General features: G+C 59.8%; 42 protein-coding genes and 1 tRNA gene. 4 read left to right on the top strand and 39 right to left on the bottom strand.

The annotated features are described in order from the left end of the window. Nucleotides 1–27 precede the first annotated feature (27 nt). On the top strand, nucleotides 28–549 hold the full coding sequence (locus RAM80_RS07460) for an OB-fold protein (RefSeq protein WP_416425583.1): 522 nt from the start codon (nucleotides 28–30) through the stop codon (nucleotides 547–549). Between the two features lie 188 nt (nucleotides 550–737). Here RAM80_RS07460 and RAM80_RS07465 read toward each other — a convergent pair whose 3' ends face one another. From RAM80_RS07465 to RAM80_RS07655, 39 genes are all read right to left on the bottom strand, one after another. Next, nucleotides 738–1,142: a hypothetical protein gene (locus tag RAM80_RS07465; RefSeq protein WP_416425584.1), complete on the bottom strand. Its 405-nt coding sequence runs from the start codon at nucleotides 1,140–1,142 to the stop codon at nucleotides 738–740. A 44-nt stretch (nucleotides 1,143–1,186) separates the two neighbouring features. Then, nucleotides 1,187–1,591 (bottom strand): hypothetical protein, encoded by a 405-nt coding sequence (locus RAM80_RS07470; RefSeq protein WP_416425585.1) that lies wholly within the window; start codon nucleotides 1,589–1,591, stop codon nucleotides 1,187–1,189. 6 nt (nucleotides 1,592–1,597) lie between these two features. Next, the gene (locus RAM80_RS07475; protein ID WP_416425586.1) at nucleotides 1,598–2,758 is read right to left on the bottom strand and encodes a DUF3383 family protein; all 1,161 of its coding nucleotides are present in this window, start codon (nucleotides 2,756–2,758) and stop codon (nucleotides 1,598–1,600) included. Next, complete coding sequence (locus RAM80_RS07480; RefSeq protein ID WP_416425587.1) at nucleotides 2,748–3,323, bottom strand: LIC_12616 family protein; 576 nt, start codon at nucleotides 3,321–3,323, stop codon at nucleotides 2,748–2,750. Before RAM80_RS07480 ends, RAM80_RS07475 begins: the two co-directional genes overlap by 11 nt. Beyond that, entirely contained in the window at nucleotides 3,320–3,727 is a 408-nt protein-coding gene (locus RAM80_RS07485) for a hypothetical protein (RefSeq protein ID WP_416425588.1), read from the bottom strand. Before RAM80_RS07485 ends, RAM80_RS07480 begins: the two co-directional genes overlap by 4 nt. Before the next feature lie 2 nt (nucleotides 3,728–3,729). Next, the gene (locus RAM80_RS07490; RefSeq protein ID WP_416425589.1) at nucleotides 3,730–4,317 is read right to left on the bottom strand and encodes a hypothetical protein; all 588 of its coding nucleotides are present in this window, start codon (nucleotides 4,315–4,317) and stop codon (nucleotides 3,730–3,732) included. Nucleotides 4,318–4,319: 2 nt separating this feature from the next. After that, nucleotides 4,320–4,739, bottom strand: coding sequence for a DUF4054 domain-containing protein (locus tag RAM80_RS07495; RefSeq protein ID WP_416425590.1), 420 nt, complete (start codon nucleotides 4,737–4,739; stop codon nucleotides 4,320–4,322). A gap of 36 nt (nucleotides 4,740–4,775) precedes the next feature. Further along, entirely contained in the window at nucleotides 4,776–5,741 is a 966-nt protein-coding gene (locus RAM80_RS07500) for a major capsid family protein (RefSeq protein WP_416425591.1), read from the bottom strand. A 15-nt stretch (nucleotides 5,742–5,756) separates the two neighbouring features. Further along, nucleotides 5,757–6,269, bottom strand: coding sequence for a hypothetical protein (locus tag RAM80_RS07505; RefSeq protein WP_416425592.1), 513 nt, complete (start codon nucleotides 6,267–6,269; stop codon nucleotides 5,757–5,759). Continuing rightward, nucleotides 6,269–7,447, bottom strand: coding sequence for a DUF2213 domain-containing protein (locus RAM80_RS07510; RefSeq protein ID WP_416425593.1), 1,179 nt, complete (start codon nucleotides 7,445–7,447; stop codon nucleotides 6,269–6,271). Before RAM80_RS07510 ends, RAM80_RS07505 begins: the two co-directional genes overlap by 1 nt. 40 nt (nucleotides 7,448–7,487) lie before the next feature. After that, nucleotides 7,488–8,456 (bottom strand): hypothetical protein, encoded by a 969-nt coding sequence (locus RAM80_RS07515; RefSeq protein WP_416425594.1) that lies wholly within the window; start codon nucleotides 8,454–8,456, stop codon nucleotides 7,488–7,490. Then, complete coding sequence (locus RAM80_RS07520; protein WP_416425595.1) at nucleotides 8,377–9,750, bottom strand: DUF1073 domain-containing protein; 1,374 nt, start codon at nucleotides 9,748–9,750, stop codon at nucleotides 8,377–8,379. The genes RAM80_RS07515 and RAM80_RS07520 overlap by 80 nt, the downstream gene beginning before the upstream one ends. A gap of 14 nt (nucleotides 9,751–9,764) precedes the next feature. Continuing rightward, a complete protein-coding gene (locus tag RAM80_RS07525) occupies nucleotides 9,765–10,052 on the bottom strand; it encodes a hypothetical protein (RefSeq protein ID WP_416425596.1) in 288 nt (95 codons plus the stop codon). Nucleotides 10,053–10,085: 33 nt separating this feature from the next. Further along, nucleotides 10,086–10,325, bottom strand: coding sequence for a hypothetical protein (locus RAM80_RS07530; RefSeq protein WP_416425597.1), 240 nt, complete (start codon nucleotides 10,323–10,325; stop codon nucleotides 10,086–10,088). Continuing rightward, the gene (gene terL, locus RAM80_RS07535) at nucleotides 10,316–11,959 is read right to left on the bottom strand and encodes a phage terminase large subunit (RefSeq protein WP_416425598.1); all 1,644 of its coding nucleotides are present in this window, start codon (nucleotides 11,957–11,959) and stop codon (nucleotides 10,316–10,318) included. Before terL ends, RAM80_RS07530 begins: the two co-directional genes overlap by 10 nt. A 2-nt stretch (nucleotides 11,960–11,961) precedes the next feature. Next, nucleotides 11,962–12,444, bottom strand: coding sequence for a DUF2280 domain-containing protein (locus tag RAM80_RS07540; protein WP_416425599.1), 483 nt, complete (start codon nucleotides 12,442–12,444; stop codon nucleotides 11,962–11,964). 31 nt (nucleotides 12,445–12,475) lie between these two features. Beyond that, nucleotides 12,476–13,099 (bottom strand): putative metallopeptidase, encoded by a 624-nt coding sequence (locus RAM80_RS07545; protein ID WP_416425600.1) that lies wholly within the window; start codon nucleotides 13,097–13,099, stop codon nucleotides 12,476–12,478. Nucleotides 13,100–13,108: 9 nt separating this feature from the next. Continuing rightward, the gene (locus RAM80_RS07550; protein ID WP_416425601.1) at nucleotides 13,109–14,068 is read right to left on the bottom strand and encodes a glycosyltransferase; all 960 of its coding nucleotides are present in this window, start codon (nucleotides 14,066–14,068) and stop codon (nucleotides 13,109–13,111) included. Then, nucleotides 14,065–14,712, bottom strand: a complete 648-nt coding sequence (locus tag RAM80_RS07555; protein WP_416425602.1) for a hypothetical protein — start codon at nucleotides 14,710–14,712, stop codon at nucleotides 14,065–14,067. Before RAM80_RS07555 ends, RAM80_RS07550 begins: the two co-directional genes overlap by 4 nt. Nucleotides 14,713–14,764: 52 nt before the next feature. Further along, nucleotides 14,765–15,184 (bottom strand): Ig-like domain-containing protein, encoded by a 420-nt coding sequence (locus RAM80_RS07560; protein WP_416425603.1) that lies wholly within the window; start codon nucleotides 15,182–15,184, stop codon nucleotides 14,765–14,767. Beyond that, nucleotides 15,181–15,408 (bottom strand): hypothetical protein, encoded by a 228-nt coding sequence (locus tag RAM80_RS07565; RefSeq protein WP_416425604.1) that lies wholly within the window; start codon nucleotides 15,406–15,408, stop codon nucleotides 15,181–15,183. Before RAM80_RS07565 ends, RAM80_RS07560 begins: the two co-directional genes overlap by 4 nt. Beyond that, nucleotides 15,392–15,631, bottom strand: a complete 240-nt coding sequence (locus RAM80_RS07570; protein ID WP_416425605.1) for a hypothetical protein — start codon at nucleotides 15,629–15,631, stop codon at nucleotides 15,392–15,394. The genes RAM80_RS07565 and RAM80_RS07570 overlap by 17 nt, the downstream gene beginning before the upstream one ends. Beyond that, nucleotides 15,628–15,936 carry a hypothetical protein gene (locus RAM80_RS07575; protein ID WP_416425606.1) on the bottom strand — a complete coding sequence of 103 codons (309 nt, stop codon included), beginning with the start codon at nucleotides 15,934–15,936 and terminating at the stop codon, nucleotides 15,628–15,630. Before RAM80_RS07575 ends, RAM80_RS07570 begins: the two co-directional genes overlap by 4 nt. A gap of 185 nt (nucleotides 15,937–16,121) precedes the next feature. Beyond that, on the bottom strand, nucleotides 16,122–16,421 hold the full coding sequence (locus RAM80_RS07580; protein ID WP_416425607.1) for a hypothetical protein: 300 nt from the start codon (nucleotides 16,419–16,421) through the stop codon (nucleotides 16,122–16,124). A gap of 56 nt (nucleotides 16,422–16,477) precedes the next feature. After that, nucleotides 16,478–16,553: transfer RNA gene (locus RAM80_RS07585), tRNA-Met, on the bottom strand. A 109-nt stretch (nucleotides 16,554–16,662) separates the two neighbouring features. After that, nucleotides 16,663–16,908 carry a hypothetical protein gene (locus RAM80_RS07590; RefSeq protein WP_416425608.1) on the bottom strand — a complete coding sequence of 82 codons (246 nt, stop codon included), beginning with the start codon at nucleotides 16,906–16,908 and terminating at the stop codon, nucleotides 16,663–16,665. Between the two features lie 132 nt (nucleotides 16,909–17,040). Next, entirely contained in the window at nucleotides 17,041–17,595 is a 555-nt protein-coding gene (locus RAM80_RS07595; protein WP_416425609.1) for an HNH endonuclease, read from the bottom strand. After that, nucleotides 17,592–18,185, bottom strand: coding sequence for a hypothetical protein (locus tag RAM80_RS07600; protein ID WP_416425610.1), 594 nt, complete (start codon nucleotides 18,183–18,185; stop codon nucleotides 17,592–17,594). The genes RAM80_RS07595 and RAM80_RS07600 overlap by 4 nt, the downstream gene beginning before the upstream one ends. Nucleotides 18,186–18,302: 117 nt before the next feature. Continuing rightward, nucleotides 18,303–18,899 (bottom strand): recombination protein NinG, encoded by a 597-nt coding sequence (locus tag RAM80_RS07605; protein ID WP_416425611.1) that lies wholly within the window; start codon nucleotides 18,897–18,899, stop codon nucleotides 18,303–18,305. Further along, nucleotides 18,896–19,231, bottom strand: a complete 336-nt coding sequence (locus tag RAM80_RS07610; protein ID WP_416425612.1) for a hypothetical protein — start codon at nucleotides 19,229–19,231, stop codon at nucleotides 18,896–18,898. The genes RAM80_RS07605 and RAM80_RS07610 overlap by 4 nt, the downstream gene beginning before the upstream one ends. Beyond that, on the bottom strand, nucleotides 19,231–19,353 hold the full coding sequence (locus tag RAM80_RS07615; protein WP_416425613.1) for a hypothetical protein: 123 nt from the start codon (nucleotides 19,351–19,353) through the stop codon (nucleotides 19,231–19,233). The genes RAM80_RS07610 and RAM80_RS07615 overlap by 1 nt, the downstream gene beginning before the upstream one ends. Next, nucleotides 19,350–19,820, bottom strand: a complete 471-nt coding sequence (locus tag RAM80_RS07620; protein WP_416425614.1) for a hypothetical protein — start codon at nucleotides 19,818–19,820, stop codon at nucleotides 19,350–19,352. The genes RAM80_RS07615 and RAM80_RS07620 overlap by 4 nt, the downstream gene beginning before the upstream one ends. Continuing rightward, on the bottom strand, nucleotides 19,813–20,280 hold the full coding sequence (locus RAM80_RS07625) for a hypothetical protein (protein ID WP_416425615.1): 468 nt from the start codon (nucleotides 20,278–20,280) through the stop codon (nucleotides 19,813–19,815). The genes RAM80_RS07620 and RAM80_RS07625 overlap by 8 nt, the downstream gene beginning before the upstream one ends. Before the next feature lies 1 nt (nucleotide 20,281). Next, entirely contained in the window at nucleotides 20,282–21,088 is an 807-nt protein-coding gene (locus RAM80_RS07630; RefSeq protein ID WP_416425616.1) for an ATP-binding protein, read from the bottom strand. Next, the gene (locus RAM80_RS07635; RefSeq protein WP_416427431.1) at nucleotides 21,078–21,848 is read right to left on the bottom strand and encodes a YdaU family protein; all 771 of its coding nucleotides are present in this window, start codon (nucleotides 21,846–21,848) and stop codon (nucleotides 21,078–21,080) included. Before RAM80_RS07635 ends, RAM80_RS07630 begins: the two co-directional genes overlap by 11 nt. After that, nucleotides 21,848–22,603 (bottom strand): phage antirepressor KilAC domain-containing protein, encoded by a 756-nt coding sequence (locus RAM80_RS07640; protein WP_416425617.1) that lies wholly within the window; start codon nucleotides 22,601–22,603, stop codon nucleotides 21,848–21,850. Before RAM80_RS07640 ends, RAM80_RS07635 begins: the two co-directional genes overlap by 1 nt. Nucleotides 22,604–22,698: 95 nt before the next feature. Further along, complete coding sequence (locus RAM80_RS07645; RefSeq protein ID WP_416425618.1) at nucleotides 22,699–22,878, bottom strand: hypothetical protein; 180 nt, start codon at nucleotides 22,876–22,878, stop codon at nucleotides 22,699–22,701. Between the two features lie 18 nt (nucleotides 22,879–22,896). Next, a complete protein-coding gene (locus RAM80_RS07650) occupies nucleotides 22,897–23,085 on the bottom strand; it encodes a hypothetical protein (RefSeq protein ID WP_277963874.1) in 189 nt (62 codons plus the stop codon). 29 nt (nucleotides 23,086–23,114) lie between these two features. Continuing rightward, nucleotides 23,115–23,321 (bottom strand): Cro/CI family transcriptional regulator, encoded by a 207-nt coding sequence (locus RAM80_RS07655; RefSeq protein WP_416425619.1) that lies wholly within the window; start codon nucleotides 23,319–23,321, stop codon nucleotides 23,115–23,117. 105 nt (nucleotides 23,322–23,426) lie between these two features. On the opposite strand from RAM80_RS07655, the gene RAM80_RS07660 reads away from it, so the two are divergent. From RAM80_RS07660 to RAM80_RS07670, 3 genes are all read left to right on the top strand, one after another. Continuing rightward, nucleotides 23,427–24,269, top strand: a complete 843-nt coding sequence (locus tag RAM80_RS07660; protein ID WP_416425620.1) for a LexA family transcriptional regulator — start codon at nucleotides 23,427–23,429, stop codon at nucleotides 24,267–24,269. 331 nt (nucleotides 24,270–24,600) lie between these two features. Beyond that, complete coding sequence (locus RAM80_RS07665; RefSeq protein WP_416425621.1) at nucleotides 24,601–24,993, top strand: hypothetical protein; 393 nt, start codon at nucleotides 24,601–24,603, stop codon at nucleotides 24,991–24,993. A gap of 675 nt (nucleotides 24,994–25,668) precedes the next feature. Continuing rightward, on the top strand, nucleotides 25,669–25,965 hold the full coding sequence (locus tag RAM80_RS07670) for a hypothetical protein (protein WP_416425622.1): 297 nt from the start codon (nucleotides 25,669–25,671) through the stop codon (nucleotides 25,963–25,965). Nucleotides 25,966–26,183 lie beyond the last annotated feature (218 nt).

The raw sequence follows: 26,183 nt of genomic DNA on the forward strand, positions 1-26,183 counted from the left end.
TGCGATTTTTTGAGCGCAGGGCTAGCTATGAAGGACAACAAGGTGTGCCCAGATTGCGGGACAAGCTTTTCAGCGTCGGCCATCGTCTGCCAGAACTGTGGAAGCGCGAACAAGCTGGAAGCCAGCCTTAGGAAGAAGCGCCAAATTTTTATAGCTATCGGGATTGCGATAGCTGCAATTGCGATTTATGCCGCCCCGGGGTCAGATACAAGCAAGGAAGCAGTTGCACCAGGCCGAGTTGTTCCAATTATTGAACTGATTAATGCCTACGACGCGAATGAGGTCGCGGCAGACGGTCAATATGGCGGCGAGAGAGTCAGGACCTGGGGGGCCGTCAAGAACGTCGGTGTCCTGATGGGCCAGCCATACGTGGTATTAAACGACGGTGCGCATGAGGCCAAGACAGACTTTCAGGGCCTTTTTGATGAGGATCAGAGGCGCCTAGTAGGCAACCTATCAAAAGGGGATACAGTCTCGGTCGAGTGCACAATTGACAAGATGCTGATGAATTTGATGGCTGACCATTGCGTTTTCATCAGCCCCCATTGAGCATCACCGCCGGCGCGCGGCACTCATAGCGCGCTCGTACATCGCCTCCATCTCATCAAGCACATTGTGCATCTCGATGACCTCTCCCAGGTCAAGAGTCCCGTCAAGCATTTGCTCATAACGGGCCAATGGCGCCGGGCACGCGGTGGAAGCCACACAGGGGCGCCAAAGGAACCAGTTCGTCTTGCTTACGCTGCCCCCGCCTGCTCGTCGGCGCTTTGAGGGAGCAGCGCGAAAAAACCCTTCAGATTTTCCCGTAGGACGTAGGCGACCAGTAGGTAGTAAAACTGGATGTTGTCCTGGAACAGGTTGGGACCGATAGGAAGCACAACATTGCCTTGACCGTCGTCACGCAGCACCAGGTCGCCTGCGCCGTTGCGCAGAGCCAGCGCGGTCAGACGCTGCACGGCATCGAACGGGGCGCGCAGCAGCGCCATAACCAGCTCAGCGTCACCTGATGGATTCTTCTCGCTGAGGAACGAGATCAAACCGACATTCACAGCCAGGTGCAGCATCTCTTCTTGGGCCTTGGCCGGCGCAGTAGTGCCGCCGTATTCAACACCACCAATTTGAATCTTGAGTTGACGAGCCATGTCATTCCTCGAGTGTAAGGCCGCCGAAGCGGCCATTTGGCTGGTTATACCTCTTCGGAGTCGTTGAACTCGAAGATGAACTGATCATCGGAGACGTTGGTCTTGCCACCGCGGCCGAGCTGCCCACGGTTTGCGAGGATCCCGCTGTAGAACACCAGCGACTCACCCGATCCGGACTGGCTGAAAGCGCCGTAGAAATCGACCCGTGTTTTGTCCAGGGCGATGATCTGGCGCGCCTCATCAGACCCGGGCAGCAAGTGCACCGTCACTCGCTTTGCCCGAGTGACGTTGTCGAGACGCACCGAGCCGCCGCCGGTACCGCGCTTGAGCGCCGCACGCGGTTCGATGTCCTCGATCACGATAGGAGGGTCGGTGTCGCCGAACGAGCTGATCGTGATGCCGTTGATGGAAAGGTTGGCGCCCGCGGCCCCGTAGTTGGTCATTGACATGTGTTATCACTCCACGTAGAGGCTGACGGGGATGAAGTGGGCGGCGCCGTCGCGCAGCACGTAGACGTTGAGCACTGGATATTGGCGCTGTTGCCGCTCAGCAGTGGTCAGACTTTCGACTTCGGTTGGGTCGTTGTCGATGTAGTACCCGTTGGCCAGATACAGGTCCTTGCCGGTGTCCGGGTCGGTGATGTAGCCAGCCCCCAGGAAGCCGTTGTCGAAGTACGATTTGCAGACGTTGCCGGCCTCAGTGATAGCTCCAGCGAAGTTTTTGGCATCCAGCCCACGCTTGGTCTGCGGCTGGACAAGCCAGTTGAACAATCCCACCTGCAGAGCGTTCACGAGCATGTCCACACCGATCACATCGTCGATCCATTCGCCATTGGCAGAGGGCGACTTGGTGTTCATCGACATGCAGCCGGTGGTGCTGCCGCTCGAAATAACCTTCGAGAAGTAGGCGCAGTTTTTGTTCTTCAGGATCCCGATAGCGGTCGAGGACAGAGAGTCCGCTGTGACGCTGGTCAGGGTTTGATACTCACCAGTGATGGCGGTATTTGCCCCGGCCGGGTTCCATTTGGTGAACTTCCCGGCAAGTGCATTCATCGGGTAGCCCTGGGTTGGATCGGCAGCCAGGGTGGATGGGGCGCGGAACCCCTGGAACACGTGACGGGCACCCAAGCCAGCAATCACCGATGCGAGATCGGTGGTCGAGTCCGCAGTGACAGCCGCGGCATCGCTAACGCTGACCCACACCGCGCGATTCGACGCATCCGCCCATGAAGCCAAGGCAGACACGTTGCCGACCTTCACGTCTCCATTTTTGAAAAATTGGTTGTAGCGCCACACGCCGGACGCAGCAATCTGCGAGGCGGCCACAGTCGGGTCGACCGAGGAGTTTTCTTTCATGAAGATGGTGAACGTCGGCGAGCGTGTCTTGTTGGAGAAATAGGTTGACGCCAGGTAGTAGATCTCGGACGTGGTGCCGAACAAGGCGATGATGTCATCAAGACTGGTGAAATCCTGATAGGTGTTGATCGGGAAGGTTCCGGCGGTCACCAGGTCCGTCAAGTCCGCAAACGCCACCGAACTGGTGAAGTCAGCATCTGCGAGGCCCGACGACGAGATCGACACCGAAATGGGAACGATGTTGGAGATGTCAACTGGCATTGTATTGTCCTGATTGAAGTTTGCGGAGGGTCAGGGCGTCGGTCACTTCGTAGCGGAAGCCGGCGGCGCGCAGGACGGCATAGGTGGTCTCGACCTCGGCATAAAGCGTCAGGTCGCATTGGTAACGGGGTTGCATACCGGCGTTCTGCAATGCGGTCAGGTTCCGCGGCTGGCTCGACTTGAACCATCCGGCCTTGTTCTGGCGCAGCAGCGAAGCGATATCGGGCCTGAAGTTTCCATTGGGCAGGTTCATCACCGCAGTGCCGGCGCCATCGTTGAACAGGTTCACCGAGAGCTGGAACACCATCGTGGTCTTCATGGTGACGTCCCAGTCCGTCCAGGTTCCCAGCGACGGGTCTGCCGGCTCCACGGCGGGCACGTCGACATAGTCGAATGTGGGCCAGCCATAGGCGCGCAGCGGCACGAGCAAGTAGGAGGCTGAAAGATCAGTCCCACCAGGCATTGGCCGACCCTGATTGGCGAGAATGACGCGGTTGGCCGCCGCGCCGGTCAGCGAGCAGATGATCTGCTGCCAGATCGGGTTGAGGTCGTTGATGTCCTTCATCCGTCACCTCGGTACCGCTCCACCATCGCCCGGCAGTAGCTGCGCCATGGCCGGTTGTCGCATTGCCTGACCCGCCATTGGCGCATCGCCAGGCCGTCCGAGAACTCCAGCAGGTCAGCAAACTGGCCGCTGTCGTCCGGGTACAGGTAAATGCCCTGGTTGATGTGCACGATCTTCCAGTCCTGGGGGTTGAATGCACCGGAAGTGCCGACCATGGCCTCCACGCTCTTGGGTGAGGCCTGCTGGATGTTCACCAGGGTCAACCGGGTGCGTGTGGATTCTCCGGCGTCCTGCCATACCCCGCCTGGCCCGGTGTAGTCGCCTGCGCCTGCGCGAACGAGCCATACACCCCCATCTGGGGTGGATACGAAGTCCGAGTCGATATGCCCTTCCATCGTGAGCATGACTACACCTCCACTCGATAGGTAATCTTGCTGACCAAAATCCCGTGATCGATGAGAGGCTTGCTCGACCCCTTCTGCCGGATCGTCGACTCGGCGTTGGGCGGGTTGATCCCTTCCTTGATTGCGTCCCGGCAAAAGGCTGAGGCCCGGCTGCCGAGTTGATGTAGCCCGTTGAGTAGCGTCAGTTCGCCCGAAATCACCTTTGGGATGATCGCCCGCCAGGCCTTCTTGATGTCTTCCGTGTGCGCCCGCAACGGCACCCGCAGGAAAGAACGTTCAGGGATGATGATTTGGTGCGGCCCAGTCACACCAAGAGCCATGACGCCCTTGCCTGTAGGCTGGAACCGCACCTTACCGTCATGGGCGTCATCCACGCTGTTGTATCCGTACTGCGTGCCGCCAGGGTGATTGATGGTCGCCCCGAACTCGTGAATGGCGCCCAGCCTGGCGATGGTCATGCCGTCCTGCTCGCCAGATCCTTCTGGGATGCCGATGAATACAGCACGGTCGCGCACGCGCGCCTGAATCTTCTTCAGGGTCTCGCGCAACTGGGCCTTGGTCTGGCCGCTCACCTCAACCTTGATATCCATGGCTACACCATTGCTGGGCCGATGATGCGCGAACGCAAGCGCAGGAATTCCTTGCCGTAGGCGGTCAGGTAGAGATCGCCGTCGGCAGTCGCCTGGTCGTAGCCAGGGACACTGACCGCGTAGCTGGTCGACTCATCGCCAACCGACTTGCTGGCCACTTGAGCGCCGGGAGTGGGGATAGAGCCGGCCTGCATCTGCTGACTCTGCATCCTGCGCTTGGCCAGCGCGTGGGCTGCGTAGGCAAACATGCCGCGCTGCTTGATCGACCGAACCGGCTTGCTGTAGCTGCCCCAGCGCGGTCCGGTCTCGTTGTCTGCGTCCTGCAGGGCGATCAGCACCTGGCCGGCTGACCAGGCACTGACGTCGCTGAATTCGGGATAGGCCGCGCGAAAGGCATCCATCACATCAGAAGTGATGTCCATGAGGGATCCTCGTGAAAGGGGCCGAAGCCCCGGGCATTACAGGCCGTCGAAGTACGCGGCGGCCTTGGGAATGCGCCACTCCACGCCACCAGTACGGCAGATGGCTGGCACCTTGAAGTTGATGTTGTCGGCGGTGGCCGGCGCCAGGAAGCGCAGAGGCATCACGTCGTGACCTTTCACGACGCGGATGTCCTTCTTGTATACGACCAGGCGCTTCGAACCGTTCTTGCCGGCCTTCTCGAGCAGCACGTCCCAGTCGAACATCATGTTCGGGAAGTTCTGCTGCAGGAACATCAGGAAGGTGTAGTTGCTGGCGTTGCCGGTGTTGATCAGGGTGCGTTGCAGCAGCTGGTAGATGCTTGCAGGCATTACGAACATGTTCGGCACATGCACGGTGTTGGTGTTGGTCAGGAACACCTGGTTGTAGGCGTTGGAGAAGATGTCCAGAACGCCCTGGGCATTGCCTGCAGCTACCAGCGAAGCGATGGTGCCAGTGGTGTCCAGGCGCGGCACGTTTCCGCCGGTGTACAGGCCTTCGCCCACCGCCTGGGTCTTGCCGTTCGCGCCGGCGACCAGGCCACCCTGCAGGTAGATCTGGTTCAGGCCTTTCTCGACACCCTCGCGCACAGCGATGGCGCGCTCGTTGTCCACGTTGATGCCGTTCAGCTGCGCAAAGCCCAGTTCCTCGATGCTGTACTCGTAACCCAGGGCACCGGTTTGGATTTCGTGGAAGCCCATGGTGGCCGCGATTTCAACGGTGGGCACGTCAGTGGACTTTGGACCGAACAGCTTCATCTCGCCGCGGCTGTTGACCGAGCGGAAGCCGACAACCTGGGCCCAGTCTGGAGCGCTGTTATCCAGCGGCACCAGCTGGGTGTACTTGTACTGCGGGTATTCCTGGCGGTACACCTCGGCCTCGATGTAGGCCGCTTGCTGAGTCAGGAACGACAGAGCAGCGGTCGGATCGGTGTCGAAGGTGCTCATGCGTGCGGTGTTTTTCATGTGCTCGGGTCCTTGTTACACGCCAGAGGCGCTGAAGATGCCGTTGAGTTCGATCCAGCCGATAGCACCGGCGGTCACGTCGTCCTTCCAGCGGAGGAATGGGATCTGGACGCCGTCACCGGTGGAGAAGCGGCCCAGGTTGTCGCCGGCCGCGCTCACGACACTGACGACATCACCAGCCAGCGCGCCGTCCACGCACATGACGCGAATAGCACCATTGGTCATGAAGGACAGGTTCTGGCCAGCCAGGTAGCCGGCGGTGGTGACTGGGTACACGCTGCCGTACTGCGGGGTTTGAACGCTGTTGCCGGTCAGGGAGCGGACCGAGATACCCAGCAGGTCCCAGGCATTGGAGTCGGTAGCCCATGGCACGATGTCGCCAGTGGCTGGGTCGCGCACCACGGCACGGCCGAACGCAATATCCGCGCCTGCCACACCGCTGGAGACGCGGTTGATCTCGATGGTACCGATCTGGCCTTCGTAGGCATCGCCGCGGTAGTAGTCGAACTGGTCTTGTGCAATAGCCATTACTTGGCCTCCTGTACGCCGTAGCGCTTATCGAGGAACGCCTGATAGTCGGCGTCACGGGTTTGCTGAGCGGTGGTCGCGCCTTTGGGCTTGGCGCCCGCAAGATCCTTGGCCAGACCATTCAGCGAGTCGTTCGCCTTCTGCTTATTGGCGTCTTCCTCGTCCTCGTCGTCTTCCTTGCGCTCCATCTCGGCATCGAAGAACGCCTCGATGTACGCAGGGGAGGCATCAGCCCATTTTTCGGCCTTACGGCACTTCACGCCGGCCGCTTCCAAGGCCTGAGCCTTGATAGCGATCGGATCGCAGCTGTCGGTGGTGAACTCCTTGCCTGCCAGGCGTACTGCGGAGTCGCGCGCCGCCAGCACAAGGGTCACGCGCTCGGACAGGGCAGAGTCGCTGGCCTTGGCCTTCAGGGTGGTGAGCTCACCGTCGAGCGAGTCGCGGGTTGCTTCAGCCTTGTCGGCACGGGTCTTTTCAGCGTCCAGGGTGCCAACGAGCGAATCGATAGCCTTCTGGATGATGGTCTGGGTGTTTTCGTCCGGGACCTCTACCGTGGCGCCGTCGAAGAGTTTTACCTTCGGCATTTCGTGTTCCTTCTGTGAGTCAAAGATGCGGGCGCCATGGCCTGCGCGGGCTTTGTCGCAGATCGCGACGTGGTTCACGCCGATGCCCGACTGGATGAAGTCGTAGGCCTCGCCGGAGGGGGTGGTGCCGGGCTGGTAGTCGTACTCGGCTTCGTAGCCAGCGCTGAGCTCGGCCTTGCCGGAGTCGATCGCCTTGATGGCGAAGCCGTCCTTGATCAGCAGATCAACCGCTACCCAGGACGGGTCATCAGGGTCTTGGCGACCTTCGCTCATCACATGGCCAACCGAGGTGCCCATGTAGTTCTCGGCGCCGACGAAGTCGCCCGGATGCTCGACCGTGATGTCGGCATTGTCGTAACTGGCCAGCGATATCGGATCGAATACCGACTCGGGGGGGCGGTAGACGCGCATGACGTCCATGGGCTTAAGCTGCAGGCCGAACTGTTTGTTGATGGCCTGGTAGTCGAACTCAACAGCGCGGTAGTCCTGCACGCCGACCCGGGCTACACGGCCGGGCACCTTGAGATAGCCGTTGTCGGTGAACTCGCGGCGGCTGCCCAGTGAGGCGTTCTTGTCTTGAACCCTGAGTTTCATGCTTGAATTCCAGGCAGAAAAAACCCCGCGTCAGCGGGGCTCAGTAATCGAATCCCTCGATTTGAGGGGTGAAGGTGCATCGACACTTGACGTGGGCGCGGCCTGGGAACAGCTCTTTTTCGTCATCCCAGGTCGCACCATCCTTGAGCAGGTAGACGCCCGGGCCCATGCCGATATCCTGCAAGGCAATGCCGAAGCACTTCACCTTGGCATTGGGGTACAGGCCTGCCGGGTTTCCGCTTACACGTTCATCCTTGGATGTGGACCACTTGAACCTGGTGATGCCGATATTCAGCATCCGCCGGCGCTCGACGTCGCTGTTGACCTTGTTCATCTGGTCCGCGGCGATGAGCTTGGCCCGGCGGGCGCTGACGCCGACTTTCTCCTGCAGCTGCTCCATCATCGGCTTCAGCGCGATGCCCTGGGCATATCCATCAAGGATGGTGCGCTCGACGTCGCTGAAGAACTCCTGAGGGATGGTCTTGATCAGAGCCACGTTGCTGGTGACCATGGCGTCGATGTAGTCGTTGACGCCCTCACTGGTCATCAGCTTCTCAGCGTCGATCTTGACCGTGCGGCGCAACTCCTTGACCACATGCTCGTCGGCTTCATCGGCAGCCATCTGCACGGCATGCAGGGCGATCTCCTCTGCGGGGGAGTCGATCACCCGGGGCTGTCTGCGCTTCTTGCTGGGGGCCGGCTTGCTCTTGGGGCGGTACGCACTGCCGCGCAGGTCGATGGTCAGGAACATGTTGGCCGTCGAGGCAATCAATTCGACCAGAAGATCGGAATAGCTCGCATCCTCAGTGATCAGCTTCGGCTCAAGGCTGTGGGCTTCCCACGTCAGCCTGAGCTTCGGCACGATCCGGTCACGCACGGCCAGGGCCATTGCATCGACCAGATCAAGCAGGCTTCGCCGGTACGCCGCTTCAGCCTTTCTCGTCGGCCGGATCACCGCCCGCGATTGATACGGGCTCTCGGTCGGCTGCTTCGCCAGCTGCTTGGGCATCGTGGTTGGCCTTCATCTGGTTGATCACGCCGTCCGGGATATCGAACTCGCCCGAGGCGTTGAGCTTCTGCATGACCAGATAGGCAGGCACGCCTTGCTGGATACGTAGATCGTCGGCCTGGGCGTTGGTGTTGCGAGTCTGGGCCAGCTCCAGACCGTCAGGCTGGTCGAGCGGCTTCCATTGAAACTCGTAGTCGTCGGGGTATACGCCGAGCGCGGACCTGACCAGCACCTGGTCGACCTTTTCCATCACCTGGCGGTACGGGCCTTCCTGCTTGCCACGCAGGCCGTTGTAGTAGTTGTTCATGTCGCCGGCGCCGGAATCGCCCAGGCCTTTCGCCTGCACACCCCACAGCCGGGTCATTGGGATGTGAGCAGCGCCGGAGATCCAGGTCATCAGGACGGTGAGGATGTCGCCAAGGCCGCTGAATGAGACGCCCTTGCGGTCGAACGTCTCTGATTCGTCAAGCAGAGCCAACGAATGGACCGACTTCAACAGGTTGAAAAGCTTGAACCGGTCGATGGTGGCGCTTTCGGTGTCTCCAGCCCCCAGCGCCGCAGCCAGGCCCTTGCGGGTTACCACGTCGACGTTGGCCGTTTGGATCAGCTTGGCGATGCCACCCTTCGACTCTACGACATCCTTGAGATCCTCAAGGCAGCGGCGCATCTCGCTGTCATCCCACATGCCGTTGAGCTGACGCAGCCGCATGGGCAGCATGGCACCCGGCATACGGACGACGTGGGAGTAGTGAATACGCTGCGCACCACCATAGAGCAGGTAGTAGTTCGGCAGCATGTAGTTCTCGGCCAGGATGTCCGTGTAGTTCCAGTCCTGCCCGCTGATGTACATGCGGTCGATGACGCGCACAGCTTTGAGCGAGCCCTTCTTGATACGCTTGAGGTTGAGCGGTTTGGCAAGGTCCTGGTCGGTGATCAGCACCATCACGGCGCCGCCGTAGAGGCGGGCCCACTTCATGCCCTCTTGGAAACGCTGCTGGATGCCCAGCCGCTTCTCCTCGGCCATGATCAGGTCTGCACCTTCGTGCTGGAACTCGCGCCACTCGCGGGTCGCGTCATCCACAGGGATATCGATGATGTCGCGGGCTATCCAGTTTTCCGAGTAGGCCGCCTCGTACTGGACGAAGTCCTGGTAGGTACCGAACTGGAAGCTGGCACCGGTGCGACTATCCCGGCCAGTGCCCAGTCCCGTGTAAAGATTCACCAGGCCGTCACGCGTGACCATGCTGATACCGCCGGAGTTATCCAGCTTGTACCGGGGTTTTTGAGCTTTCATGGGCTGCCTGCTGGTTACTGGGTGACGCCAGAGGCGCTCAGGAATTCTTCATAGGCGGCGTCCCAGGTGCCGGAGGCACAGAACACCACAGTGATATCGGAGACCATCGTGGGCTGGATCTGCTCGACGAGGATCTTGTAGCCCTCACCGTACATGTTGAAGGCGTCGTAAGACTTGATGGCCGCCTCAAGCGTGGTGGCCACGGCCGATAGCCTGCGGCGCTTACCGGTCAGAAACTCTTCAGTGGGTGCCCAGTAGATGTACCAGTTGTCCTGGCCTTTCCAGTCCCAGCCGTTGGTCATGTTTCCTCCGGACGAAAAAAAAGCCCTTTCGGGCTATGAATCTGGCTTCCAGTCGGGCTTGGGGCGCCGGTTGAAATCGTCGAGGTGACCACCGAGGAAGCACTCTTGCTTGAACTCGGCCATCCGATCTGCCGCCATCTTGCGCGGGAAGTCGTCAGACCCGAACAGGCCATGACACGGGTAGCTCCACTGCGTGGTATGCAGCGCCACGTCCGGGTTCGCATCCTCGTACAGCTCGATGGTGATCCTGAAGCTCTTCGGTTTCACAGCCATGATTGATAGTCCAGATTTCCGCCCTCAATGAGGTTATCACTGATGGCGTCCATGCAGGTATCGACGATGTCGTCGTTGTCGTGGCTGTCGTCGGCGCTGAAGGCTGCGAACTCGGCAAGCAGAGGTGGCACCCAGGTGGTTGGCCCGGCTATGGACCCGTCGGCGTACAGGGCGTGAGAGATTCGCTCGCCTGCCTCGTCGTAGGTTGCCGGGATGAACACTTTGCCAGTCTTGATCTGCGGCACCACATTGAGCGCCCGGACCAGCTTGTTCTGGCCCTCGCCGCGTGGGATCTCTTGGATAGGGATCTCCTTACGCTTCTTGAGCGTGGTGATCAGACCCTGGCCGGCCTGCTTGTCCTCGATGCCCATGTGCCTGATCGGCATCGGGCGCCGCCGGTCGTATGGCTTCCAGCGGTCCCATAGTTCGATTGCCTTCTGAAGAAGGTCCTCAGGGTCCCACTTGCCACGCTCGACGTCGAGGATGTACAGATTGCCGTCCACCCCCATACCCACCAGGGTGAACACGGTGTAGTCGTTGTAATCGTTGACCTTGCCACTGTTGGTGTCGACGTAGATCGCGCGGTATTGCAGGTGCGGAGCCCGGGTGTAGGTGCCGAACCAGTCCGTGTTGAAGATGCCGCCGGTGAGCAGAGCGGGCTTCTGCTGATACTGGGAGGTGAACGTGTAGTTGTCACGCTCCCACAGCGCCACCAGGTCGCTGACGTGCTCCATCTCTGGCCAGTACGACCAGTAGCGCACACCGCCTACCTCGACCGAATCGGTGTCCTTGATCGTTTCCCAGCACTTGGTCCGCCAAGGCTCCGGCAGGCTATCGAGATAGGACTGATCAACCAGGGCCGGAATCCAGATGTGCGAGAAACTGAGGCCCATCCCACCGGACATCATGAAGCCGGTGGCGTCATCAGTGTGCAGGCGCTGCTGGATGCTCACCACAGGCGTAGCGTTGTCCTTGGACTTGTCGCCGCGCCGAGAGCGTATGGTGTTGGTCAGCATGAGATTGGCGCTGTTGCGCTTCGTCTCGCTGAACATGTCCACTGGCTTGTTGAAGTCGTCCAGCAGGATGCAGCCGGAGAACAGCGGCCCGAAGTAGCCACCCCGGCCGCCGGTGATCTGGCCGCCGGCCGACTTCGACACGGTCTGGCCTATTGAGCGGCCGCGGTCGTCGACAATCTCCCACTCTTCAGCCTGGTTGACCCCGAACGAACAGGGCCACAGGGCCTGATAAGGCTCGCTGGCGATGATGTCGCGGGTCCGGCGGGAGTTGCGCTTCACCAACGTGTCGGCATAGGACACGTTCAGGTTGCGGAAGCGCTTGAGCTTGCCATCCCGCACAAGGGTGTTCACGTATACAGGCAGGTGAACCGAGAAGAACTCAGTCTTAGTGCCGCCAGGCGGGATGTTGATGATCAGGTTGCGTGGCTGCAGCGTTCCGGCAATCAAGTCATCAATAGCCTGGGCCATGTACTCGTGATGCCAGTTGACCAGCAGCCGGTCGCCTTGGATCAGCTCGAACCAGATGCGGGTGAACGAGAGAAACGAATCGAGCGACATATCGGCAATCGCCACGCGCTCTGGGAACTCAAGGTCTTCCCATTCGAGGATCGCGCTCATGCTCAGGCCTTCTGGTTCATTCGCTCCTGCAGGGCCTGCCGGGCTGCGGCGTAGTCTTCCGAGGTGTAAGCCACCTGGATAGGTGCGCCGTCCTTGCCAGTGTGCTCAAGCTGCTGCTTGTTGGTGTAGGCATTGCCAACTTCCTTGGCGGCCTGCTCGAGCAACTGGGCCGCAAGGGCCATGTTCTTCACGGTCTCGGCGCGCGAAGCCATTCGGTCTAGCATGCGCAGGCGGTATGCACGGTTTGCTATCGGGATATCCGCCGTCTCCTCGCGGAATCGCTTGCGGGTATCCTCGAACAGCGTCACCCATTTGGCGGCCAACGACCGACCAGCGTGCTTGGTTGGGTTGTACAGCTCGCACTGTTGGCGGGTTGTCTCGATGCCGAATTGCTCCTTGACCGCCGAGACAACTTGGCTTGGCGTGTCGAAGCAGGCAAGCGCCTGCACGATGAATGCTTTGACCTCGTCACGTAATACAGCCATAGGGCCTCACAGCGTCAATGCGCAGTCAATGTCAGGCCGACTTGAGCAAACAGGTGCCGCAGGCCCTCGCGATGTTGATATGTGCCACCTCAGGCCTCTTGCTCGCAGCATCTATCAGCTGCTGCACACCCTCCCCAGCGCCATAGCGTCGTACCACGCCGACGAACTCTTCAACGTCGTGGCCTCGCAGGGTGAGACTGGGTAAGCCATCCTGGGTGAACTTGGGTTGCCCGTACTGATCGACCTTCTGCGCGATGTGGTAGAGCTCATGCTCGACCAGGGCGCAGAACTCAGCGTCCGTGCACTGGGAGCAGTAATCGGCAGCGAGGGTAATCAGGAAGTCCGGTATCTCGCCGAACCAGTCGAGCATCTGTTGCTCTTGTCGGGCTTTCTGCCACCCTCCGGCGCGGAAGGCGACCTGCTCAGCTTGGCCAAGCACGGTGCGCCCCTGCTTCTCGAAACAGGCGGATGCCCACATGAAACGGATAGGCCCATCGACCAGGTGCGCGTGGTCAGGGTTGTGGAGCTCACCTCCCTCGCTTAGGACTTGGGATTGAACCCATTCCAAGACTTCCGGTGCGGGTTGGAGGCGAGTCCCTAGCGTGCTCAGCTCAGCCAGATCAACCAGCCGGTTGGGAGGCATAGGCCTGTGCATGACACCCTCCTACACGATCCCCTCGACAATCTGCCGGCGGACCTCGTTGATTTTGTCAAGGTGGTAATGCTCGCGCACGTGTGCAGCCAGTTCTTGCCCGCGGCCCGCGCGGTAACCCTCGTCGTCCATCAGGCGAGCGGTACAATCAGCCCAGTCGTAGCCATCAGCGGCGAAGTCAACGGCGCCGAAGTCCTTGGGGTTCAAGTACGGGTGCACATCCGACACCACGATGGGGATGCCTTTGGCACCGGCCTCAAGCACCTTGAGGTTGGACTTGCACCGGTTGAACTCGGTATCCACCAGTGGTGCCAGGGCGATGGAATGACCGTCGTACAGGCTCATGTAGCTGTCGATGGGGGTCTCGGGCTTGTAGCGCACTTCCGGACCGAATAAGGCCTCGATCTTGCGCCACTCCTCGCGCTCCGGGTTGTGGCCGGCGATGGTGAGGGCCGATTCATCCACCCGGCCGGCGAACAGTTTCATGTCGTGCCGGTGGGTCGTGCCGGCCACATACACCATTGGTCGGTCGCTGGTGGTATCCTGGGAAAGCGTGAACTGGCCGCTGTCGAATGGGAGCGCGTTGGGGAGGATCTCTACCCGCTTCGCATACGGCTTTACCGCCTTGGCCAGCACTTCGTTGGTGCAGGTGACCAGGTCGGCCAGTTGCAACGACTGCTTGATGATCTCGGCTACGTTGTGTCGCTTGAACAGCTCGTACATGACGTGCTTCGGGCCGACCTCGAAGTGGTCATCGATGTCGCAGATGATCTTGATCCCCGCGTTCTTCATCGCCATCAGCGAGTGGATGCCGTGGGATGGTTGGCGGTTGAACACGAATACGGGGGCCTTGGGCTCTGCCTTGAGCTGGCCGTAGGGCATGATGATCCGGTGAAAATCGCATGAGGTGTGCGGGCGGATGTCCAGCATTAGGTTGCCGCGGCGCGCCACCGGGTTGATCGAAGCGTTCATTGGCCATCCTGATCAAAGGGGTAGTAAATCTGCTCACCGTCAAGCTCTGCCCGAAGGATTGGCTCATTGATCTTGATGTAGGTGCCCTTCTCTTCCTGGGTCAGGTTCTGCAGAGAGCTCTCCCCGTAGACGTCCTGGGAGTGGATGAACCCCAGCGTCCTGATCGGGGAGGGGAACCCAGACTTGTTCCCGGCAAGGCCAGAGCGCAGCGCTCGGAACGTGTAGCCGGTGTCCTCGTGGCCGTACCGGGCGTAGCGGGTGTTGTAGAAGCCCACCTCTTCCAGCAGCTTGCGGGTGTACATGGCGAACTGGACCAGCATGCCGTTCCAGTAGATCACTTCCCCGTCAGCGCCATTCATGCCGGCGTTGAAGATGTCCGGCAGGCCGAAGAGGTGGATTCCAGTCCTCTGATGCTGCTCGAGGAAATACGCCTCCCAGCCAGGTCGGGTGGGATAGCAGTCATCGTCGAACACAAAAAAAACGTCGCACCCGTCATCGCTCAGAGCCTTGAGCACCTGATTACGCGCATGGGCTGGGCCCTTGCGGTCGATGTCGGTGTAGACGTGCAGGAATGAGCTCGGGGCCAGCAGATAGTCTCGGATGGGCCTTACGCCCATGGTGATGACGCCTACACCGACCTTCATTGCTTGAGTCCTATGCAGAAAAGAAACGCCCGGCGCGGAGCCGGGCGGTAAATCAGGCCAGGGCCTTGATGAAGGCGATGGCCGCTTTCACTTCCTTGACGGTTTCGAGCTCCAACTTCTCGATGAGGTCTTCCAACTTCTCGAGGGCGGTTGGCTGAACAACAACCGGCTCGATGACCGCGGCGGCGGTTACGGTGAAGTCCAGGCTCGAGGTGCTGGTGGCGTCGGCAGTCGAGGTTGCGGTGATGGTTGCACTGCCTGCAGCGATGGCGGTAACCAGGCCGCTGGCATCCACGGTCAGAACGGTGCTGTCGCTGGAGGCGTAGGTGGATGCGTCGTTGGCGGTCAGCTGTGCAGTGGCGCCCACGGTCAGGGTGGTGGAGGTAGCAGTCAGGGTCATGGTCTTGGCCTCTTTCGTGAAAAGCCCGGAGAACCAGGCGCGGATGGATGTGGAAACGGTCTTGATGCTCATGGGTGATCTCCCGGCGGCGGCCCCTGGAGCTTCGATTGCTGAACCACCCGGGCCACGGCAACTGCGCAGCTCAGGCCCATGTTCACGCAGGCGAACACCAGTGGGTTCACCGTGCCCTGGAACACAGACCAGGCAGCAGCGGCGGCATTGAGCACGGCGCCGGCCGCAGCCAGTTGCACGCTGCTCATTCGCCAGCACTTGCGCCATTCAGGGATGAGCTTCATTGGGCGAGACCTTCGCGGAGGGCAGTTTCTCGAGGCTTTCGGCATAGCTTTTCCACCTGGCGGCGTCGTTTAGCGCATCGCGCAGGCGTTTGGATTCGGGTGGGGCATCACACGAATGGCTGGTGAAGCGGTAAACCGTCGTGTGGGTTTCGACTGGTTTGGGGGTGATCGTCGGCTTCTGGGCGCACCCGGCGAGCAGGAGGACGATCAGCAGGCGTTTCACTTGGGTCGTCCGCTGAGCACGCCGTTACGGATGCTCTCCATGATCGCGGACACCTGGTACTCGTTGCGCTGGGTAGAGACCCGGACCACATCAACGATCTTGTCGTTGGCATCCGCCCTGCTCTTCAAGGTTTCTACCTGCTCGCGGAGTACCGCGTAATCCGTGTCGCGCTTGGCCATCTGCGCCTGGAACGCGCCAATGGCGCCAAAGACGAAGGTGAAGGCACCTATGGCGCCTGCGGACAGGATCATCTGGAAGACTGGCACGATGACCTTGAACGCGGTGCTGTCGGCGATTCCGGTCATAGGCTCAGTCCATTCGAATAAAAAAGGCCGTGGGGAGGCGGCCAAGGTGTCGCGAGGAGCAACGAGGGAAATTTGAGGGCCTAATGAGGGCCAGTATCTGCATTTGAAAACGGCCACCCGGGCGGCTTTCAAATGGAGACAAAAAAGCCCGGCGCTCGGTCCGGGCTTTTCTATTCCAGGCGAAATCAGCAGGGTACGAGGCCGTAGTTCTCGGGCAACGGCTTGGCCGATGCCATCACGAAGTGGTTGCTGGATGCGCGCAGGTTCGACTTCAGGGCTTCATCGGTGCTTTCACTGCCCGTTCGCCACTGGGCCAGGGTCAGCTCCAGGCGGGCGGCCGAGGCGTTGTAGAAGTCACCGATGGAGGCCAGCACGCGGGCCACGGTGAAAGCCGGTCGTTCCACGCGCAGGCCGTCGGCGTAGGCGGACACGCCGAAACAGGCACACAGCGCCAAGGCGCAGTACTTGAGGTATCGCATCATCATGGGGGAGCTCCAGGTATGGGAAGGGCCGCGGCTGCGGGCACTTGGCGTTGGTTGGCTGGTTGCGGGTGCTGGACTTGAACCAGCGACAACCGGGATATGAGCCCGGCGCTCTACCAACTGAGCTAACCCGCAAAAGCAAACAGCCCCTACAGCACTCCCAGCTCGGAGCAATGGGTGTGGAGGGGCTGAAATAAAAAGCCCAGCGCGATGGCTGGGCTATCTCCCGCGGCTAGGCAGGAAATTATGGTTTCATGGCGCCAATCTCGGCGGCAGCCCTGACTATAGCCAGGCGCATGATCTCGTTATCGCATAACTTTTCAGCAAGTCGAGCGGCGTCATCTCGATCGGACAGTGGTTCCCAGACATCGCCGAGTTCGTTCCAGTAGGAAGCGATCCTGCCATCTTCCTCATCAAGCTCAACCTTGATATCTGCCGCTTTGGCCGCCATCGGCATGAGCTTTCGGTCTGAAATAGCGATCAATCCCATTTGCCTTCCTCCTCGAATGCCGTGAATGTAGCAGACCTGAGGGGCTTAAAACGACAAAACCCCGCACGATGGCGGGGTTCTGGTGAGAGGTTTTTGCCAGAGGCAAAACTCTAATATGGGAAAGATTCTGGACTAGCCGCACATTTGAGTCAAGAGTTCTTTTTCTGACTCATTTTCCTCTATTTCATACTTATGCATGCCGTGGTTCGCGAACTCACCATGCAGCTCCTTTCGCTTCGATTTCACAGCCTCCTCTGCGTCCTCCAGCCGATCAAAAACGCCAACGTAGTGATCCTTTCCACGAAACCCCACGAAGGCTCGCCACTTTTTCAGTTCCTTGTACCAATAAACCCCTTTCACCTTACTGGTGTTGCTGGCCAGCATTTCCTTGTTCCATTGGTTTTCGCTGGCAGTGGCAAGGCGAAGATTCGAAAACGCGTTATTGGAACGATCACCGTCGATGTGGTCGATTGCACGGTCAGGCCACTCACCGGTCATGTAGAGCCATGCGAGTTGGTGCGCCAGGTAACGCTTCCGATCAATCGTGATAACGACGTAGCCGGTGCTTATTGTGCCGCCAGCCAAAAACCCAGGGCGAACCCGTCGGCCGACCCGGCGCCACTCAAATACCCCAACGATCGGGCTATACCGGACGCTTTCTTTGAGTCGCTGCAGAGTGATTTTCATGCGGCCTCCTTCATTGCCTGGATGCACCGAGAAACAGGGACCAGGGCAGCCTTGTCCAGATCGTTGCACGCGTCGAAACAGGCCTGCACAAACTCCTCCCAATCCCGCTCCCAGTTGCGCGAGTCGATCTTCACCCCGTACTCCTGGAGCACCCACCCGCGGAACGCCTCCGGGGTCGGCAGCGGGTCCACTCCTTCGCTCTGGCCGCCCTGGTGCATGCGGCGGTACCGGAATAGGACAGCAATCGCCACGTGGCGCGCCCGCTCGAACTTCTTGGCCATCATCTTCGGGCCAGCGTTGTACGCCCCCAGGAACACCAACTCCTCCGCCTCCTCCTTCTCGTCAATGCTGGCCATCGGGCTGTACATGAAGTTGCCGAAGGCCTGCAGGTGGCCTGGCAGCGTGGCGATGGCGTGCTGGATGCGCGCCGATACCGACTGGTGCATGGCGTGCCGGCTGGTCACCATCTTCTCGGTCTTCTGTACGGAGCAGCCCAGCAGCCCGATCTGTTCAACGTGGGCGCCCTGGCTGTCCCATGGGGTGTAAAGGGCATCGTGCCAAGCCAGGCGTGCACTGTTCAGTTTCATCATTCCCCATCCCCCATTGCAAAATTCAGTTCTTGTTCTTCAGCCGGCGGTGCAGCTTCAGATTCAGGCAGAAGAGGCCGCAGGTGGCCGTGCACATCAGGACGAAAGCGAGTTCAGCCATTAGGCGGCCTCATTCTTCAGGTCGCGGAGCTTGGCCCGGTACTGGGCGGTGATGGCCTTCAGGTCGTCGATCGTGTATTTGCGCACGCTCTGATCAGCCTCCAGCGCCTCGACCGCCTCCAGGCCGATGCGGGCGATCAGGCCAATCCGGTAATCCACGGCATTGCCGGAAAGGAATCGGTTGTCCTGCTTGCTCTGGGCATGGCAGTTGCGCTCATCGAACCGCAGGTGAGGCGCGGCGCCGACGCTGCGATAGTGACCCGCATCTGTTTGGTTGCCAGACCAGTCCAGGGGCTTGCCGCTGCTGATGCAGGCGTGGCCGGCCATCTGGTCACGAGCACGGATGTAGGCGTTGAAGGCGATCTGGGCCTCGCGCAGGTAGTCCCCGCGCGATTTCAGTCTCTCCTTGCGCACCTTGATCTCGCGACGCTCACGGTCGGCGATGGCTTTGCGGGCCTTCACCTGGTGCACGTCCTTGGTGGCCAGCGCGCAGGCAGGGCTGCATACGGCTTGGCCCAGGCGCTGGGGTGTGAAAGACTTTCCGCACGCAGGATTGCGGCAGCACTTAGGACTCGGCGATCTATTTTGAAGGTTCATCGACCAAGCTCCTCAAGCTGCCTGTCGTTCTCAGCCTTCTTCTCCGCATCGCGTTGCGCCTTGATGTGCCGGACAAGAGAGTCAAGGCGGCGCATTGTCCTCAAGGACGGCCGAAACTCCATGCCCGACTCATATTGCGTTCCATAAGAGTAAAATTCGTTTTCAATCCATACCTTGGTATCCCCAAGGATCACAAAATATTGGCCAACTTTTGCTGTATCCCAATACCTGTCGATAAGCCTGTTGAGGGCTGCATCCCAGGCCGCAGAGAATGGCTTGTTGTAGCAAGTCCCAAATAATGTTGATTCTGCCCACCGCCAGTAGAACCCCATCACAGCAACACCCCCTGATGCAGATCCGCAGGCGTCCAGGTCGAGGTGTAGGCCAGGCAGCCGAAGGTCTCGAACCTTGCGTAGGCGCGCTTGAGCGCTGGCAGGAATTTCTGAATGTTCATGCTGCTTCCTCACCAAGAAGGTCGCCGAAGAAAACACCCTTGGCCGTGAAGTCGGCCACGATGCGGTCGGTGTAGGCCACGCCCTGGGCGCGATTGAACAGGCGGGTTACGGGGAACCCGTCAGTGCCGAACAGCTTGCAGTCGCCCATCAGGTCCAGCTTCTCGGCGTATGACAGGTGCTTCATGGTGCGGAACCAGGCGTTGCGGAAGTCCTCGTCCTCGGCGTTGAGGATCGACACGCCGAAATGCAGCTTGCAGTAGCGGCGCGCGTCCTCCACGTCGCCGATCTGGGTCATCTGGGCGATGCGCTGGTAGAACGCGAACCACAGGGCGTTCTGGTCCAGGGTGCGGTCCTTGCCCGGGCGTAGGGAGACCACCACGTACTTCTTCTCGCGGAACATGGCGGTCAGGCGGGTGATGGCCTCGGAGAGCTTGGTGGAGCTGTTCACGCTGATTTTGTCAGTCATGGCCGGTCTCCTTGCTCATGGCGGCATCGATGAACTGATCAGTCTCATTCATCGGAACATCCGCGATCTCTTTCCAGACCTTGGAGCGTTGGCTATTCAGCCACCGGTACCGACCGGCATCCTTGCGCATGGCCGTGGTCTCGGCGTCCCAGTCGAAGCCTACCGATGGCGATTTTGAAAGCTGAGCTCGCAGCGCCTCGACCTCGGCCTTGAGCTGGTCGCGCTCACCAGCGATCAAGCAGGCGTCATCCATTGCGTTGGCGCGGTCGACTCGGAATTGCTCGTTCTCGGCGATCAGCGCCAGGATGGCGGCAGGGTTTGCGGCGTTCATAAATTCGACATCGGACTCACTGGAAAGCCTGTAGCCCGAATGCTGATCCCACACCTCTATCTCAGATGAGACTTCGGTATAGGGAGAGGAAGCCTCTGCCAGGCGCTTCAGTTCGGTGTTATCGGTCATGTCAAAACCCCTCCTTGCCGCGCTGCGATTCCCACTCGAACGGGACTACGATCATTCCGCCCTCACGCAGGCGGTCGATGCAGCGCTCGCCCATGGCGCCGGGCAGCTGCTCGGCCTCAAGGTTGGTGATCACCACCGTGGGACGTTCCTGCTCGTACCGGCCGTTGATGATGGCGAACAGGGTGGTCAGCTCGAAGTCGCTGGGCTGCTCCTTGCTGACACCTACTTCGTCCAGCACCAGAAGGTCGGGAGTCACCAGGCTGCTCAGGATCTCCGCCTCGGTGCGTTCGCTGCCCTGGCCATACGTTGCACGGATTGCCTGGAGAATCGCCCCTACGGTGCGGTAGACGGCCGTGCGCGAGGTGTTGTGCAGCAGGTCGTTGGCCATGGCAACGCCCAGATGCGTTTTCCCGGTGCCCGGCTTGCCCAGCAGCACCATGCAGCGGCCTGACTTCAGGATCTCGTCGAAGACCTTCACGTAGTGGCGGCAGAAACTCAGGGCCTTGCGCTGGCCTTCGTGCTCGACCTGGTAGTTCTCCAGGGTGCGAGTGGTGAAGCGCTTGGGAATCAGGGCGTCACCCAGCTTGCGGGCCAGGGACTGGCGAATCTCGAAGGCCTGCGCAGCCTCGGCCGCCTTTTCCCGTTCCAGGTTGGCAACGCGCTGACACTCAGGGCAGGTGCCCTTCAGCTCGCGGTTCAGGATGACCGTGATCTTCTGCTCGAACGCCCCGTGCTTCTCGCACTCGGCCGGCTGGACGCGCATGTTGGACAGGGTCTCGGTGATCGGTACGACTTTCTCAGAGCGCATAGCTGCCGTCCTCCCGTTGCTTCAGGCCAGAGGTGTAATCGCGGTCAGCGAAGCCGTGGTGGCGGCTGGTGGGCAGGTGGTGGACGTTGCTCGGGGCCTGAACTTCATCCTCCCAGCGCTTGCCGTTCAACCAAGTGGCCGGGTGCGGGATGTACTGGCCGTTGTCCTTGGTCCAGCCGGGGGAGACGCATTGCTTGGCAAGGCCCTGGGTGATCAGGGTGAACAGGTCGTCAGTGACCTTGAGTTTCTTCCAGGCCTTCTCGGCGGCTGCCTTGCCCTTCTTGTTCGGGTAGAGCTTCCAGAACTTCGGGAACAGCTCCTCCGCAGGCGCCTGCGCCGCAGTCTTTTGATCTACTGGTTCTTGGTTATTGGTTAGTGGTTTATGGTTATTGGTTAGGTGACCATCCGTGCACGCTTCGTGTACGAGTGGTGCACGCTTCGTCCGCTTGGCCTCCTCGCGTTTTTCGGCAATCTCCTTATTTTTCAAGGCCGTGGCCTGATACGCGGCGATCTCTTCCTGAATGCGCGCCTGGACGTAGCGACCATCAACGAGGTCGAAAAACTTGCGCAAAACGAGATCAACAGCGTCGGTTTCGTCTTGATTTCGTGCCCAGCACCAGTCGATTGCTTCATCCCTGGTGGGGAAGCGTTCACGGTCGTAGCACGCGTCGAGCAAGAGCGTGTACGCTCCGTGCTCAAGCATCGTCAGGCGGCCAGCCTTCTTGTGGTAGTCGCCGATGTTGCGTTTGAAGTAGTGCATCATGCGACCTCCAGCTTGTACTGAGCCCACAGGCCGGCCACCCAGGTGACGCCCTTCGGGGTAAATTTGGTCTGGTTGAAGGCGTGGCCGCTTTCACTGGTGCCGGTCTTCACGTCGAAGCGGCCGGCATCGATATGGCCCTGGTACGCCTGCCACTCGCCGCCCATGCGGTACATGATCTTTTTGTCGATCAAGAACTCACGGAAGCGGGCCTCATTGGCCCCCAGCAGCTTGGCGGTCTGGCGGAATCCCTTCAGGCCGGTGGATTCGACGTAGCGATCCACGAATTCAGCCTTTGGTGCGGCGATGGCCAGGGCCTCATTAGCGGCTTGGCGCAGTTCGAACTGCTCTGCCCAGGCGCGGGCCGCGGCAGCAGGGTTGGAGAAGTCGGGGAGCGTGGCTATGACTCTCCCCTGCCCTTGCTCAAGCTCCTGCCAGCGGTCAACCAGCGCTGCTGTGAATTCAGGGCTGAGCTGAGCCACAACGACGAAGCTGTCGCGCTTGCAGATCATGTACTCCGAGGCCTTGCGCCCCAGGTTGTCCAGGTATTCCCCCAGTGGGGGAAGAGCGATAACTGGCTGGCCGGTGCTGTCTTTGCGTGCCGCCAGGCGTTCGATGGACTGCTTAACCTTGTCGTGACGAGAGCCAACCAAGTCGGCGATAGCGCGCGATGACATCGTCGGCGCCACGTTTTCGTAGCTGCCGTTTCGTGGCGCGGGTGGTGGGGTATTGATCAGGTGGGGCGTGGTATGCATAATGAACTCCACATAGCTGTAGCGAAGAACCGGGCCGGAATCCCGGTTTTTTTGTGCCCGAAATTCGGGCGTATCAGGAACTCTTCAGGGCCTACTCAGGCCTTCCTTCGAAACGGTGTTACTGGTCCCCTTGGATTTCGGGGTTTGGTGCGGTTGGCCAGTTCTCGACGCATAAGCTCTGCTGCCAGTTCTTCGGGGGTTATCCCCCTCTTCTCTGCTTCACGCTTGAGCTGCTCCATCGAGGCCTGGTCCAAGCCGACCTGTTCGATTGGCATGGGGCCTCCTCAGCGACTTCAGGCCGCGTTGTGTTCGCTTGTATCCTCGGCAGCAAGGGCGGCGAGCTGCGCTTCAAGCAGCTCGCGACATAGGACGGCGCGCTGGGTTCGATGGAACTTGGCCAGCGCCTGGATCAGGTCGAATGTGTCCTCATCGACCCTGACCTTGATCTCGCGGTCATGCAGGTGTTTGGGGTTCGCGTACATACGGGGTTTGCTCCTGGCTAATGAAATGGTTAGGCGGCAGTTTTCTTGGGCTGGGCCTGGCACGGGAACGGGCGCACTTCCTCGGCTGTGTAGCTACCGTCAGCGTGCTTGGTTACGTACACGTCGCGACCCACGCGGATCGCTTTGCTCAGCGCGCCCTGGGTCATTCCGAGCAATACAGCAGCTTCGGACTGGCCTAGTTCGGCAGCGAATTGCTTGATGTGGGTGCGTTTCATGGTTGTCTCCATGGGTTTCTCATGGATGGATATTACCTATGGCATTTTTAAAAGTAAATGCCATCGGCATTTGATGATTAATACCGCTGGGAATACGATCGGCCGATGAGCAAAAGACCCCTACCCCAAGACCGAAAAGAGGAGTGCCTTCGACTGAAGGCAATCTTCAACACCAAGAAGCGCCAGCTAGGGTTGACCCAGGAAAAGCTCGCGCACCTCTTGGAGATGAACCAAAGCTCCGTGAGCCACTACCTGAATGGCGTCAACCCGCTAAATGCAAACGTCGCCTCCGCGTTTGCCAAGATTCTGGAAGTCCCTGTCTCGGACTTCAGTCAGCGGCTGGCCCAGCAGATTAACGACCTGGTTACATTCGCCGACGACATGCTGCAGAAGGCCGCTGCGCGCCAGGCCCTGGAGAATGTTCAAGTCGACACCAGCGGCATTGAACCCAACATGGAGCTACTAGGGGAGCTATCCGTTTGGGATGAGGGTGACCCACTAGACGAAGATGATTGCGAAGTGCCTTACTACGCCGAGGTCGAATTTGCCGGCGGAGACGGTATGACGGAAGTGATTGAGGTTGCGGGAAGGCACCTGCGGTTCAGTAATGCCACCCTGAAGGCAGCTGGCGTTGACTGCAAAAGCGCGGCGGTGGCCAGGGTCAAAGGCAAAAGCATGGAGCGCCTTATCATGGACGGCGCGGCCATCGGGTTTGATATGAGCGACACATCCATCATTGACGGGGAAATCTACGCCTTCAACCATGGCGGCATGCTGCGCACCAAGTACCTATACCGCCTTCCTCATGGGGCTATTCGAATCAGCAGTGAGAACGGCGACGAATATCCTGATGAGCAGATGAGCGCGGACCAGTGGCGTGAAGAAGTGAAAATGCTCGGGCGAGTCTTCTGGTGGTCCACTGTCCGCCGGTCGCCAAGACGCAAATAGATCGCCATATGGCCCGCTTTTTGACGTGACGCCATTCATCCGATAGGTCGTGCGCGCCACGAAATTAACTCAAGCATTTCGTGGCGCGGGCGATCAGAAGCTATACAGTGATCTCAGGCAGATCGTTAATTACGTTTTGCCAGTACATGAAGCAACCCAGGCATACGACCATGAAGCGAGACTACCAGCACCCACGCCCAGACCCGTCTGCGGAAGAAGTGAATTTCGACCTTGTGCGGATGCAGAAAGCTATCAGCGGCGAACGGTTCACAATGCCAGAGAACTTGTCGCGCGAGGATTTCCGTGTATGGATGCGCGAGAACGCTAGAAAATGCCGGGACAAGTAGACTTCAGCGACCACTTTACCCTGCTTTATGACGACCTCACGGATGACGAGCAAGACCTCATCGACGATTTCGTTGAGCACTTCAAGGCTCACGGGCTGAAAGGCTTCCCTGGGAAGTACGGCCCAACCGATGCTGTTCCGCACAGCGACCCTGACCGAGCGCGCAAAATACGGTTTGCCAACCTGCACAAGCTCTGGCACGTCCATATCGGATACCCCCGCTGGAATGCCTGCAAGAACCCCATGGCAAGCTATCGAACCTCCGACTATGTCGTCCACTTCCAGAAGTTTGGCCCAGGCCATATAGCCCTGGTGGACTACAACTCGCACAACCCTATGCGGCAGCCTGACCGGAAATCCCTCTTCAGGCAGATCTGACTTAGCAATCAAAACCAGCCCGCCACGCAGCGGGCTTTTTTGCGCCCTTCGTATTTTTTATTACCAATGGCATTGACAGGCAAATATTGCCATTGGTATTGTTCACCCATCGAAACGCGAAACGCGATTCGCCAGGGCCTCAACAGACCCGCCGCTCTTTAACAGCCAGCGCAATACAAGAAATACCAACAGACCGCATTGCCTCTACCGGCGACCGGCGATCAGACGGGTCAGATAGCCCGCCAACGACAGGACAACCCTGTACGGCTGATCGAAGGCGAAACGCCCTAACCGAGTGAACGACCCGGCAAGCAATGCGCCCCGCCATCCCGGCGGCAGATGGGAGAGACAACGTATCGAATTAGCGCCCCAAGCTTCGGCATTGAGGGGCGCCGGACCTCATGCACCCTGCCCCACTTACCCGGGCAAACGAGCTGCAGCGTGCATGTTGTAAGGACCTGCGATCCATGGCGAACAGATGCTGATTGACGCCACGGGGAGGAAGCTCACCGCCCAAACCAACGACGACTCACGGCCTGCAATTAGCGGCGGGTACGGAGCGGCGCCAGTGCCGAGGACTGGATGACAGCCGGGAAAAGACCGGCACCCGATTTCCTCGATGACCTTGAGTGACAGGGTTATCTGGAAAATCAACCGCCCTGGAGGGCAGACAAGATGAGCATCACATTTGACGCAGAAAGCGTGAGCGTGGAGAGCGTTGGTCGTAACGGCCAGGTGCGCGTGACAGTAGATGCGCAGCCTCGGGAAATCGCAGCCGAACTGGATATCGATGACCGCCTGCTCGACCTAGAGCCGCACGAAATAGTGAATCACATCGGCGCCGGCAAACTGCTGGAAACGATGGATGAAGCTGAGATCGTGGCATGGCTTTCCAATGGCGATGTGGACCCGACGGAGTTTCTCAGCGCCATTGGCGAGGAAGCGGTCTTGCGCTGGCTCAATAACGAATAACCAGCCCGTAGGCATTCGCAAGAGTGCCCATCGGTAACCCCTTTCGCACAACGATAGTTGGACGGCAGCCACCGTCGCGAGAGGGGTTATCGATGCAGATGAATGCGCAGGCTGATGCGCAGAAAGGAATGCCCAGCGGCACACGATGCTATCCGACAGCGCCTTAAGTGGGGCTGACAGCAGGGGCCGCTAAGCCGGAGATCAGCACCGGTCATCTG

Origin of the sequence: Pseudomonas sp. App30 (genome assembly GCF_047947025.1) — a bacterium.
In the GTDB taxonomy this organism is placed as follows: domain Bacteria; phylum Pseudomonadota; class Gammaproteobacteria; order Pseudomonadales; family Pseudomonadaceae; genus Aquipseudomonas.